Below are 11,708 nucleotides of genomic sequence, written 5' to 3' on the forward strand. Positions count from 1 at the left end.
CCGGCGCCGTCATGAATGTAGACCTGCAATTGCGGCAGGTATTTTTATCAATCGCGCCTTGCCGAATCGGCAGATCAACCAGTTACACATCTGGACGGGTACCCAGCCCCATCGCCTGCCGGGCAAACCAGCGTTTGGCCGGTGGCAACAGATCGAGGCCAAGCAAGCCGATGTTGCGCCCCAGGGACACCAGCGGTTGGGTACTGCCGAACAGGCGCGTGACCTGATCGGAGAAGCCCACGGTGAGGTTCTGATCGAGACGCTGGTGTTCGCGATAGGCTTGCAACGTGGCGAAGTCGCCCAAGGGCTTTTCGCTGGCGAGCAAGGCATCGGCCAGGGCCTGGGCATCGCGCAGAGACAGGTTGAACCCCTGGCCCGCAATTGGATGCAGGCTGTGTGCAGCGTTGCCGAGGACCGCCAGATGCGGACGTACCTGTTCTTCGGCCTCGACCAGCGTCAGCGGATACAGATGCCGCGCACCCACCTGTTTCAATGAGCCGAGGCGATAACCGAACACACCCTGCAACTCGCTGAGGAAGCTGCGCTCATCAAGGGCCGCCAGGCGTTGCGCGTCCATGCCCAGGCGGGTCCAGACCAGTGCGCAACGGTTCTCCGGCAGCGGCAGCAACGCCATCGGGCCTTCGTCGGTGAAACGTTCGAAGGCCATGCCGTTGTGAGATTCACTTGGGGTGATGTTGGCGATCAGCGCGCTCTGGTTGTACGGACGCTTGCGGATGCCGATCCCCAGTTGCTCGCGCAGGCCGGAACGACCGCCATCGGCGAGTACCGCGAGGTCGCATTCCAGAGTGGTTTCGTCATTGAGGGTCAGGCGATAGCCATCGGTCAGCGGCTCCATGCGGGTGACTTCCGCCGGGCAGCGCCAACTGATCACATCCTTGTCCAGGCCTTGCCACAGGCACTGGCCGAGCCAGGCGTTTTCAACGACATAACCCAGCGCTGGAACACCCTCTTCCATCGCCGACAATCGGGCGGTGGAGAAGCGCCCACGGTCGGAAACATGAATCTGCTTGATCGGCTCGGCGCGGCGGGAGACTTCCTGCCAGATGCCCAACCGTTGATAAATCTGCCGCGAGCCAAAGGACAACGCCGAAGAACGGGCATCGTAACTCGGTTGCCAGGTGTCGCCAGGGGCGAACGGCTCGATCAACACGATCTTCCAGCCTCGGGCCTTGGCCCCGGCCTGCAAGGCCAGCGCCAGGCTCGCACCGACCAGCCCGCCACCGATGATTGCCAGATTGACTCGAGTCATGCCGCTTGTGTCCGTGCTTGCGCCATCAAGGCCTCGATCTCGGCGACGGTTTTCGGCACGCCGCCCGTCAATATTTCACAGCCGGTTTTGGTAACCACAACATCGTCCTCGATGCGCACGCCAATGCCGCGCCATTTCTTCGCCACGTTGAGGTTGTCCGGGGCGATATAGATCCCCGGCTCCACGGTCAGCGCCATGCCGACCTCCAGCACGCGCCACTCGCCGCCGACCTTGTATTCGCCGACGTCATGCACATCCATGCCCAGCCAGTGACCGGCACGGTGCATGTAAAACGCCTTGTAGGCTTCACTGGCGATCAGTTCGTCTATGTCACCCTGGAGCAGCCCCAGCTTGACCAGCCCGGCGGTAATGACCCTGACCGTCGCTTCGTGCGCCTGATTCCAGTGTTTGTTCGGCCCGATCTCGGCGAACGCCGCTTCCTGGGAAGCCAGCACCAATTCGTAAATCGCTTTCTGTTCGGCGGAATACTTGCCGCTGACCGGAAAGGTCCGGGTGATGTCGCTGGCGTAACAGTCGATCTCGCAACCGGCGTCGATCAGCACCAGATCACCGTCCTTGAGCACCGCATCATTCTGCTGGTAGTGCAGGATGCAGCTGTTGCGCCCCGCCGCGACGATCGACCCGTAGGCCGGCATCTTCGCCCCGCCCTTGCGGAATTCGTAATCGAGCTCGGCTTCCAGGCTGAATTCATGCAACCCGGCGCGACAGGCCTGCATCGCCCGCACGTGCGCCTGGGCGGAAATCCGCGCCGCCTCGCGCATCACTTTCACTTCTGCCGCCGATTTATACAGGCGCATGTCGTGCAGCAGATGATCCAGGGCAACGAATTCGTTCGGCGGCTGGGCACCCAGGTTGGCCTTGGAGCGGATCATGTTGATCCATTCCATCAGGTGGCGGTCAAATTCGGGGTTGCTGCCCATGGCCGAATACACCCGGTCACGGCCTTCGATCAGGCCCGGCAGGATGTCGTCGATATCGGTGATCGGAAAGGCGTCGTCGGCGCCGAAGTCGCGGACCGCGCCTTCCTGCCCGGCACGCAGGCCATCCCACAGCTCGCGCTCGGCGTTGCGCTCGCGGCAGAACAGAATGTATTCACCATGCACGCGGCCCGGCATCAACACCAGTACGGCCTGGGGCTCGGGAAAACCGCTGAGGTACTGGAAGTCGCTGTCCTGACGGTAAACGTGCTCGACGTCGCGGTTGCGGATGGCCACCGCGGCGGCGGGCAGGATGGCGATGCTGTTGGGTTCCATCTGCGCCATCAGGGCCTTGCGGCGACGGCTGTATTCCGATTTCGGGATGTGGATCATGGGCAGATGGCGTTCCCTGGCAAACGATTTAGTGCAGCGACGGTTTGGCGGCGGCCGGTACGTCTTTTTTGGTCTCGGAGAACAGCAACAGCGGTGCGACGCGCAAGTACTCCATGACTTCCATATAGTCGGTTTCGCCGTCTTCGGACTCTTCCAGCGCGTCTTGCACCTGGGAAATGGCCGCCAGGTCCTGCAGCACTTCGGTGGCCTCGGTGCTCAGGGTACTGCTATCGCGGCAATTCAGGCCGAAACCGCTAAGGAAGCCCTGGCACCACTGGCCCAGCGCAACCGCACGCTCGGTGAGCGGAGCGTCGTCGGTCGGCAGCAGCAGAACGACTGTCACGTCATCGCCGGTGAGCTCGCCCTTGACCATCTCTTGCAAGCCGATCAGGGCACTGCGAACGTTGTCCTGAGGCTCGCTTTCGAGCAGTTCGGCGGCATCGATCAGCCAGCCTTCGGCATCGAAACCGGCGCCGGCGCAGCTGCGGCCGAGCAGCAGGCCGTGCAGTTCGGCAGGCGAAACGTTGTGACCGCTGGAAGTCAGCAGGGTGGCGAAGGCTTGGTACGGGGAATTCTGAATGGTCATGGGCAGCTAGGCGCCAGACGGCGCTATGTCTAGAATGAAGGCCTTGTATCCTACATCGACTACCCCTGTAGGAGCGAGCACGCTCGCGATGGTCGCCAACGATAACGCTGGGTCCCTGACACTCCGTGGCGTTCCCGGGTTCATCACGAGCAAGCTCGCTCCTACAGTCCGCCCCCCATCAGACAGTGAACACAATGGAAGACACCGATCTGCAAGCGCTGATGGCCAGACTCGAACTGCTGATTACCCGAGTCGAGCAACTTAAGAGTCAAAACGGACTCTTACTAGCTCAGGAAAAGACCTGGCGCGAGGAACGCGCGCACCTCATTGAAAAAAACGAAATCGCCCGGCGTAAGGTCGAATCGATGATTTCGCGCCTCAAGGCCCTGGAGCAAGACTCATGAGTTCAAGCAATAGCGTCACCGTGCAGATCCTCGACAAAGAGTATTCGATCATCTGCCCCCAGGAAGAGCGCAGCAACCTGGTCAGCGCCGCCCGTTATCTGGACGGCAAGATGCGCGAGATCCGCAGCAGCGGCAAAGTCATCGGCGCCGATCGTATCGCCGTGATGGCCGCGCTGAATATCACTCACGACCTGCTGCACAAGGAAGAACGCCCGGATATCCAGGCCAGCGGATCGACCCGCGAACAGGTGCGTGACCTGCTCGATCGCGTCGATCTGGCGCTCGCCACCGATCCGGACGTCACCAAAGGCTGATTCGCGCCGCCGCTTGCGGTATAATCCCCTCACTCCCTGGGGTGCTTGCCAGTTGGCGATGTCCCTGAGCCGATTTGCTATACCCTGGAGGTTGCACGTTGGGCTGGTGTGCATGTCCGCTAGACGGAAAGCCTTAAAGCCTACTGCATCTTCCACCTTGAACTTTCGGGTTCAAGGGCTAAGTCGACAGCGGCACATTCGGGGAGCCTGATTCCAGTCCAATGCCGGTTTTGATACCGGCATTGGCGTTTTTACGGGTACGCTTCACGTATCCGCATTGCTGAAGCCCGAATACATGACCGAACCTGCGCTGCTCCCCCGCCCGCAACTTCGACGCATGCTGCGCAAGGCCCGCCGCGCACTGACACCGAGTCAGCAGCGCCAGGCCGCTCGCGGGCTGTACAGGCAATTGGCCCAGCAACCGCTGTTCCGCCGCGCCAGACACATCTCGCTCTACTTGCCGACCGACGGTGAAATCGATCCGCGCCTGTTGCTGCGTGCCGCGCAACGCCGGGGCAAGGCCACCTATCTACCGGTGCTGAGTGCCTGGCCGCGAACCAAAATGGTGTTCCAGCGCATCCGCCCCGGGGAAAAACTCAAACCCAACCGCTTCCGCATTCTCGAACCACGGGCCAACCTCGCCCGGCAACGCAAGATCTGGGCGCTGGACCTGGTGTTATTGCCCTTGGTGGGTTTTGACGATGTTGGCGGACGCCTGGGGATGGGCGGTGGCTTCTACGATCGGAGCCTGGCCTACCTGGCGCGACGAAACGACTGGCGCAAGCCGACGCTGTTGGGGCTGGCCCATGAATGTCAGAAAGTGGAGCGATTGGCTCAGGCGAGCTGGGATGTGCCGCTGCAAGGAACTGTGACGGACAAGGCCTGGTATTACGCAGGCTAGGCGCCACTTCGATCAGCAGCGCCGAGGCAACAGGATCAGCGCTTGAAGGCGGTCGACTGTTGCTGCAATTGAGCGAGCTCGACCGGCGCATCGGTCTTGTTGGCCCACAGGCTTTGGGCATAGCCAGTGGTCACGACGCCAAGGCCAAACAAAATGACCAGAATCCATAGTAAATCCGGTTTGCGTTTCATCGATTGCCCCCCAAAGGCACATCAACACGATGACAGCAGCGGTTTCCGTTTGTAGGCCGTGCAGCAGCGTCAAGCTTTAAAGGCCGGCATTTTGCGACAACGTGAACCGCTGCGCAAATGCTGACGTCAACCGACTGTCGGTTTGTCATAAAATCGCCGACAAGCCGCTCAATCACCACGCAAGGAGCAAAAGACATGGCCTATTGGCTGATGAAATCCGAGCCCGACGAGCTCTCGATCAAGGGGCTGGAAAAACTCGGCAAAGCGCGCTGGGACGGGGTTCGCAACTATCAGGCACGCAATTTCCTGCGGGCCATGGCAGTGGGGGATGAGTTCTTTTTCTATCATTCAAGCTGCCCTGAGCCGGGCATCGCCGGAGTCGGCAAGATTGTCGAAGCCGCGTATCCGGACCCGACGGCACTGGAGCCGCAGAGCCATTATTTTGATCCGAAGGCCACCCCGGACAAAAACGCCTGGAGTGCGATCGATGTCGCGCATGTCGAGACGTTTGCCCGGGTGCTGAAGCTGGATTACCTGAAGCAGCAGACTGCACTGGCCGAGATGCCACTGGTGCAGAAAGGCTCGCGGCTTTCGGTGATGCCGGTGACGCCGGAGCAGTGGGCGACGGTGATCGCCTTAAAGCCTTGAGTGATTTATCGCCTGGACTGACGCATCGCGAGCAGGCTCGCTCCTACAGTAGATCTGCATACACTGAAGACCTCCTGTAGGAGCGAGCCTGCTCGCGATGAGGCCGGCAAGAGCAGCGAAAACCTTACTGAATGATCAAATTGTTGAACAACAAATCCTCAACCACCGGCTTACCGGTTTCATCGTTCATCACCTGCTGGGTCTGCTTCAACGCTTCCTGACGCAGCTTTTCCTTGGCCTCGACGTTGTTCATCGTCTCGGTGGTCTGCTGGGCGAACAGTGCGACCAGTTGATTGCGAATCAACGGCTCATTGGCCTTCACCGCCTTGGCAGCTTCGTCACCGGTCACCCGCAACGCCACATCGGCCTTGTAGACTTTGAGTTTCGGCGTGCCGTCCAGCCCGTAGTTACCCACGAACGGCGGGCTCAGGGTGATGTAGCTGATCTTCGGAGCTGCATTTTCTTTGGCTTCTTCGGCCACCGCTGCCACAGGCAGAGACAGGGCCAGCAACAACATGATCCACGCTTTCACAATTCGCTCCTTATCCGGTTTGCGGCCTAGCATAACGACCCGCCATACAAGCACAAGCTTATGGCTGACTATCAGGGCCGGGCATGCTCGTTGACCCATCGACCCACACACCTACACTTATCGGCCATCACTCCCAAAGGAATAGCCCTGATGAAAGCCGTGCTGTGCAAAGCCTTCGGCCCTGCCGAATCGCTGGTGCTGGAAGACGTCGCCAGTCCTGTCGCGAAGAAGAATGAAATCCTGCTGGAGGTGCACGCCGCCGGGGTCAACTTCCCCGACACGCTGATCATCGAGGGCAAATACCAGTTCAAGCCGCCCTTCCCGTTTTCTCCGGGTGGCGAAGCGGCCGGCGTGGTCAGCGCAGTGGGGGAAAAAGTCAGCCACTTGAAAGTCGGTGACCGGGTCATGGCCCTGACCGGTTGGGGCAGCTTTGCCGAGCAGGTCGCCGTGCCGGGCTACAACGTGTTGCCGATCCCGCCGTCCATGGATTTCAACACTGCCGCTGCCTTCAGCATGACCTACGGCACCTCGATGCACGCCCTCAAGCAGCGCGGCAACCTGCAACCGGGTGAAACCCTGCTGGTCCTCGGCGCCTCTGGAGGTGTCGGCCTGGCCGCGGTGGAAATCGGCAAGGCCATGGGCGCCCGGGTCATCGCCGCGGCCAGCAGCGCAGAGAAACTCGCCGTGGCCAAGGCCGCCGGTGCCGATGAACTGATCAACTACAGCGAAACCAGCCTCAAAGACGAAATCAAACGCCTGACCGACGGCCAGGGCGCCGACGTGATCTACGACCCGGTGGGCGGCGACCTGTTCGACCAGGCCATTCGCGCCATTGCCTGGAACGGCCGCCTGCTGGTAGTCGGCTTTGCCAGCGGTCGCATCCCCGAACTGCCGGTGAACCTGGCGCTGCTCAAAGGTGCGGCGGTGCTCGGCGTATTCTGGGGCTCCTTCGCCCAACGCCAGCCCCAGGACAACGCCGCGAACTTCCAGCAATTGTTTGGCTGGTTCGCTGAAGGCAAGCTGAAGCCGCTGGTGTCGCAGGTGTATCCATTGAGCAATGCAGCGCAAGCAATCAATGATCTTGGTCAGCGCAAGGCCGTCGGGAAGGTTGTTGTGCAGGTTCGCTGAGCCGAGGCAGCGATCTGAACGTCGAAAAAGTCGTTCGGATCGCTTTTCATTGGCACACGGATTAAAGCAACTGGCGAAGATCTTCCGGCAAATAGCTCACATATTTACCAGCCGGGTTATCCAGGCATTGCCGCGCAATGCTTGGAACCAGGTGATTGAGTTTGGCGATCAACGCCAGGCGCTTTTCCGTCGAGATTTGACGCTGGAAGAATGCACCTGACAGGTAAGCCCGGGTGTAAAGAAACGCTGCGGAGTCGATCCAACTGGACTCCGGTGTAAGGACGAGCGCCTCATTGACCACGCGACACTCCAGCTCTTTCAGCCACAGATTTACATCAACCGGGGCATCAAACCGAAAAAACATCGGCGCAACAACATCCTGTTCAGCCGGCTTCCCCTTCTCGACTTTCCATGGCTTGAATCGCCATTGCTCTATGGCAATTCTGGTTGCCTGCGACAAATCCGGGTGATCGCTTGCAAGAACATTCACATGGCCAACCGAACCGTCTGCACGAACAGTGAACTTGACCCGCACATCACCGAATATTCCGGCACGCTGAAGCCCAATAGGGTATATCGGCTTGGGGTTGTACTCCGGTATCAGAAAAAACTCCCCAGCCCTGATATCCAACGACAGCACCAGCAAAAGCCAACCCACTAACCAGCGCATTCCTCTCTCCCTTTACGACCGCAACGCCAGACTTGGCAACAGCACAAAGGTTAAGGCCCGGGGCCTTCCGACAGAACGTCATGACTTCCGGTTTAGCCGAAGGACATTTCCCAAAACCCCGCGCTATTTCCGGCAGTGCAAGCACTTCAAATCAGAAATGGGTAACGCGTCCTACAGCCCACCTGAATTCAAACTGACAGACATTTCAGCGTGGGCGAGCAATAGGAACAGGTCACACCGTCAGGGCGCGGCATTCGCCTGGGCAGACTTTGATTTACAGCGCTTGAGCCGCGCCTCCAGATTGCGGTCTGGCATGGCGTGGCTGCGCAGGGCATGCGCGGTCTGCTCGACATAATCGCGGGTGGTGCCGTAGCGCCCGCAGGCGTTTTCGAACACGTGGCTCAGCACATGGTCCGGCAAGTTGCCGGCATAGCTGGGCAGATGTCGCTCCAGCACAAAGCCCAAGGCCTGTACCTGGCTGCCATCTTCGAGACGGCAGTTGAGCCAGTGCGGGCGGTAGGAAGGGAATGGCATCTCGCGCTGCCAAAGTGCGTACAGCGAGGCTTCGAGTTGCTCTTCGGGCAGGCGATAGGCAAAACCGCTGCAAGAGCCACCGCGATCCAGGCCAAACACCAGGCCGGGCATTTCCGGCGTGCCGCGATGTTCGTGGGACCACAGGTACAACCCGCGATGGTAGCCATGCACCCGGCCACGAACCCGTTCAACCGCCGTGCATTCAGGCCGCCAGATCAGCGACCCGTAGGCAAACAACCACACCGGCCCGCCCTTGTGGCGTGCCATGGTCGACTGCATCGAGCAGAGCAATTGTTCGTGGGTGAGCTGCGGCCCCAGATCGAGCCGCGGAGGGTAAGCCAGGTTCAAAAAAGCAGATTCGATGGCGCTCATGGCGAATAGCGTTCAGCTCCCCGCGAGTGAAGAATTACTTAATAGAACGCACCGCTGTAACAATAAGGCACATAAGTTTTAAGGCAATTTAAATGCCATGGCACTGTTGTTAATTAATTGCCTGAATGGAATATAACCTACCGGCATTTATATGTTTTTATAAATACCGATAGGCTATATAGCGGGTTATAAACCTATAACCCTGTAGGAGCGAGCTTGCTCCGGGCGGCGTTCCGACGATGGACTCAAGAACGCTGCGGGCAGCCTGACTTCCCGCGTAATCGTTAACGACCATCGCGAGCAGGCTCGCTCCTACGGGAGGGGACAGGATCAGGATCTGGGCTCAAGAGCGCGGTGCGTAGGCGAAAACGTCGGCGCGCATCTGATGGGCGTCCATCCCCGCTTCCACCAGCGCATCCAGCGTGCCGTAGACCATGGCCGGAGAACCACTGGCATAAACGTGAAGCGGCTTGAGATCAGGGAAATCTTCACAGACCGCTTCATGCAACATGCCGCACCGCCCCTGCCAGCCACATTGATCGCTGACGACCTTGTGCAGGAACAGGTTGGGCAACTTCAGCCATTCGTCCCAATGTTCGACCTGGTAAAAGTCTTCAGGACGACGCACTCCCCAATACAAATGCACCGGATGCTTGAAACCCGAGGCCCGGCAATGTTCGATCAGGCCGTGGATCTGGCCCATGCCGGTGCCGGCGGCGATCAGCACGAGAGGACCGTCCGGCAACTCCTCCAGGTGGGTATCGCCAAATGGCAACTCGACCCGCACCATGCTGTTGCGCTGGAGCTGTTCGATCAGGCTCAGCGCACTGGATTCGCGCGCCAGTACGTGGATTTCCAGGTCGCGCCCCGCATGCGGCGCCGAGGCCAGGGAGAAGGCGGACTTTTCGCCGTTCTCCCGCTCGATCATCAGGTACTGACCGGCGTGGTAGCGCGGCGGCTTGCCGGCCGGAGCCCGCAGACGCACGCGCCAGGTGTCGCCGCCCACGTCCTTGCACTCAATGACCTGACACGACACGCTGCGCACCGGCAGTTCTCCCAAGGCGAGCACGCCATCCCACAGCACGATGCAGTCTTCCAGCGGCTCCGCTATGCAAGTGTAGAACTCGCCATGATCACGCACATTGCCGGCCTGCTCGACCCGCCCTTCCACCAGCAGCGCCGCGCACACGTGGCAATTGCCGTTGCGGCAACTTTGCGGGCATTCGTAGCCCAGTCGTCGCGCGCCATCGAGAATCCGCTCGCCGGGCAATATCTCAAGCACTGCTCCGGAGGGCTGCAAGGTTACACGCATCAATCTATTCCTAATTGATTCCAGATGGCATCGATCCGCTGGGTCACGGCATCGTCCTTGACGATGACCCGGCCCCACTCGCGGGTGGTTTCGCCCGGCCATTTATGCGTGGCATCGAGGCCCATTTTCGACCCCAGGCCGGACACCGGCGAGGCGAAGTCCAGGTAATCGATCGGCGTGTTGTCGATCATCACCGTGTCGCGCTTGGGGTCCATGCGCGTGGTGATGGCCCAGATCACGTCGTTCCAGTCCCGGGCGTTGATATCGTCGTCGGTGACGATAACGAACTTGGTGTACATGAACTGTCGCAAAAACGACCAGACACCCAGCATTACCCGCTTGGCGTGGCCCGGGTACGACTTCTTCATGGTCACGATGGCCATGCGGTACGAGCAACCTTCGGGCGGCAGGTAGAAATCGGTGATCTCCGGGAACTGCTTCTGCAGGATCGGCACGAACACTTCGTTCAACGCCACGCCGAGGATCGCCGGCTCATCTGGCGGACGGCCGGTGTAGGTGCTGTGGTAGATCGGTTTGATCCGGTGGGTTATGCGCTCGACGGTGAATACCGGGAAGCTGTCGACTTCGTTGTAGTAACCGGTGTGGTCGCCGTACGGGCCTTCATCGGCCATCTCGCCCGGATGGATCACGCCTTCGAGGATGATTTCGGCGGTGGCCGGCACTTGCAGGTCGTTGCCGCGGCACTTCACCAGCTCAGTGCGGTTACCGCGCAGCAGGCCGGCGAAGGCGTATTCGGAAAGGCTGTCGGGCACCGGGGTCACGGCACCGAGGATGGTCGCCGGGTCAGCGCCCAACGCGACCGATACCGGGAACGGTTGGCCGGGATGTTTTTCGCACCACTCGCGGAAATCCAGCGCACCGCCACGGTGGCTCAGCCAGCGCATGATGACCTTGTTGCGGCCGATCACTTGCTGACGATAGATGCCGAGGTTCTGGCGATCCTTGTTCGGGCCCTTGGTGACGGTCAGGCCCCAGGTGATCAGCGGACCGACATCGCCAGGCCAGCAGGTCTGCACCGGCAACATGGCCAGGTCGACGTCGTCGCCTTCGATGACCACTTCCTGGCAGATCGCGTCTTTGACGACCTTGGGAGCCATCGAGATGATCTTGCGGAAGATCGGCAGCTTGGACCAGGCGTCTTTCAGACCCTTTGGCGGCTCGGGTTCCTTGAGGAACGCCAGCAACTTGCCGATTTCACGCAGCTCGCTGACCGCTTCGGCGCCCATGCCCAACGCCACACGCTCGGGGGTGCCGAACAGGTTGCCAAGCACGGGAATGTCATAGCCGGTGGGCTTTTCGAAAAGCAGGGCCGGGCCTTTGGCGCGCAAGGTGCGATCGCAAACCTCGGTCATTTCCAGCACTGGGGACACCGGAACCTGGATGCGCTTGAGTTCACCGCGCTGTTCCAGGCCGCTGATAAAGTCGCGCAAGTCGCGATACTGCATGCGTGAGCCTCGTTTTGGCCGTGGCGTTCGGGGGCTGGCAGTTTAGCGC

Annotated in this window: 14 protein-coding genes and 1 other RNA gene; 6 read left to right on the top strand and 9 right to left on the bottom strand. The window is 60.3% G+C overall.

The features are described from left to right. Positions 1-82: 82 nt before the first annotated feature. From ubiH to AB4Z35_RS05995, 3 genes are read right to left on the bottom strand one after another with little or no spacing between them, the layout of a single operon-like run. A complete protein-coding gene (gene ubiH / locus AB4Z35_RS05985; RefSeq protein WP_008004725.1) occupies positions 83-1,270 on the bottom strand; it encodes a 2-octaprenyl-6-methoxyphenyl hydroxylase in 1,188 nt (395 codons plus the stop codon). Further along, entirely contained in the window at positions 1,267-2,601 is a 1,335-nt protein-coding gene (pepP, locus tag AB4Z35_RS05990; protein WP_442096340.1) for a Xaa-Pro aminopeptidase, read from the bottom strand. Before pepP ends, ubiH begins: the two co-directional genes overlap by 4 nt. A 28-nt stretch (positions 2,602-2,629) precedes the next feature. After that, positions 2,630-3,187: a YecA/YgfB family protein gene (locus tag AB4Z35_RS05995; protein ID WP_008004723.1), complete on the bottom strand. Its 558-nt coding sequence runs from the start codon at positions 3,185-3,187 to the stop codon at positions 2,630-2,632. A 194-nt stretch (positions 3,188-3,381) separates the two neighbouring features. Between AB4Z35_RS05995 and AB4Z35_RS06000 the strand changes: the two genes are divergently transcribed. From AB4Z35_RS06000 to AB4Z35_RS06015, 4 genes are all read left to right on the top strand, one after another. Next, positions 3,382-3,591, top strand: a complete 210-nt coding sequence (locus AB4Z35_RS06000) for a TIGR02449 family protein (protein WP_007982902.1) — start codon at positions 3,382-3,384, stop codon at positions 3,589-3,591. Beyond that, positions 3,588-3,905: a cell division protein ZapA gene (locus AB4Z35_RS06005; RefSeq protein WP_007982900.1), complete on the top strand. Its 318-nt coding sequence runs from the start codon at positions 3,588-3,590 to the stop codon at positions 3,903-3,905. Before AB4Z35_RS06000 ends, AB4Z35_RS06005 begins: the two co-directional genes overlap by 4 nt. Positions 3,906-3,935: 30 nt before the next feature. Further along, a non-coding RNA gene (gene ssrS, locus AB4Z35_RS06010) (6S RNA) lies at positions 3,936-4,114 on the top strand. A gap of 86 nt (positions 4,115-4,200) precedes the next feature. Then, complete coding sequence (locus AB4Z35_RS06015; protein WP_008004722.1) at positions 4,201-4,806, top strand: 5-formyltetrahydrofolate cyclo-ligase; 606 nt, start codon at positions 4,201-4,203, stop codon at positions 4,804-4,806. Between the two features lie 35 nt (positions 4,807-4,841). Here the strand turns inward: AB4Z35_RS06015 and AB4Z35_RS06020 are convergent, their stop codons facing one another. Continuing rightward, on the bottom strand, positions 4,842-4,997 hold the full coding sequence (locus AB4Z35_RS06020; protein WP_007982896.1) for a hypothetical protein: 156 nt from the start codon (positions 4,995-4,997) through the stop codon (positions 4,842-4,844). 195 nt (positions 4,998-5,192) lie between these two features. Here AB4Z35_RS06020 and AB4Z35_RS06025 point away from each other — a divergent pair, with 195 nt between their 5' ends. Then, a complete protein-coding gene (locus tag AB4Z35_RS06025) occupies positions 5,193-5,645 on the top strand; it encodes an EVE domain-containing protein (RefSeq protein ID WP_442096341.1) in 453 nt (150 codons plus the stop codon). 124 nt (positions 5,646-5,769) lie between these two features. Here AB4Z35_RS06025 and AB4Z35_RS06030 read toward each other — a convergent pair whose 3' ends face one another. Beyond that, positions 5,770-6,177 (bottom strand): flagellar basal body-associated protein FliL, encoded by a 408-nt coding sequence (locus tag AB4Z35_RS06030; protein ID WP_108229723.1) that lies wholly within the window; start codon positions 6,175-6,177, stop codon positions 5,770-5,772. A gap of 150 nt (positions 6,178-6,327) precedes the next feature. Between AB4Z35_RS06030 and AB4Z35_RS06035 the strand changes: the two genes are divergently transcribed. After that, complete coding sequence (locus AB4Z35_RS06035) at positions 6,328-7,305, top strand: NADPH:quinone oxidoreductase family protein (RefSeq protein ID WP_086792362.1); 978 nt, start codon at positions 6,328-6,330, stop codon at positions 7,303-7,305. A 61-nt stretch (positions 7,306-7,366) separates the two neighbouring features. On the opposite strand, the gene AB4Z35_RS06040 is transcribed toward AB4Z35_RS06035, so the two are convergent. From AB4Z35_RS06040 to ubiD, 4 genes are all read right to left on the bottom strand, one after another. Next, positions 7,367-7,975, bottom strand: coding sequence for an energy transducer TonB (locus AB4Z35_RS06040; RefSeq protein WP_442096342.1), 609 nt, complete (start codon positions 7,973-7,975; stop codon positions 7,367-7,369). A 240-nt stretch (positions 7,976-8,215) separates the two neighbouring features. Beyond that, entirely contained in the window at positions 8,216-8,881 is a 666-nt protein-coding gene (locus AB4Z35_RS06045) for a gamma-glutamylcyclotransferase (RefSeq protein WP_008004717.1), read from the bottom strand. A gap of 343 nt (positions 8,882-9,224) precedes the next feature. Next, positions 9,225-10,193 carry a CDP-6-deoxy-delta-3,4-glucoseen reductase gene (locus AB4Z35_RS06050; protein ID WP_442096343.1) on the bottom strand — a complete coding sequence of 323 codons (969 nt, stop codon included), beginning with the start codon at positions 10,191-10,193 and terminating at the stop codon, positions 9,225-9,227. After that, on the bottom strand, positions 10,193-11,659 hold the full coding sequence (gene ubiD, locus AB4Z35_RS06055) for a 4-hydroxy-3-polyprenylbenzoate decarboxylase (protein ID WP_007998936.1): 1,467 nt from the start codon (positions 11,657-11,659) through the stop codon (positions 10,193-10,195). The genes AB4Z35_RS06050 and ubiD overlap by 1 nt, the downstream gene beginning before the upstream one ends. Positions 11,660-11,708 lie beyond the last annotated feature (49 nt).

The sequence above is a fragment of the Pseudomonas sp. KB_15 genome, assembly GCF_052114525.1.
Classification (GTDB): Bacteria; Pseudomonadota; Gammaproteobacteria; order Pseudomonadales; family Pseudomonadaceae; genus Aquipseudomonas.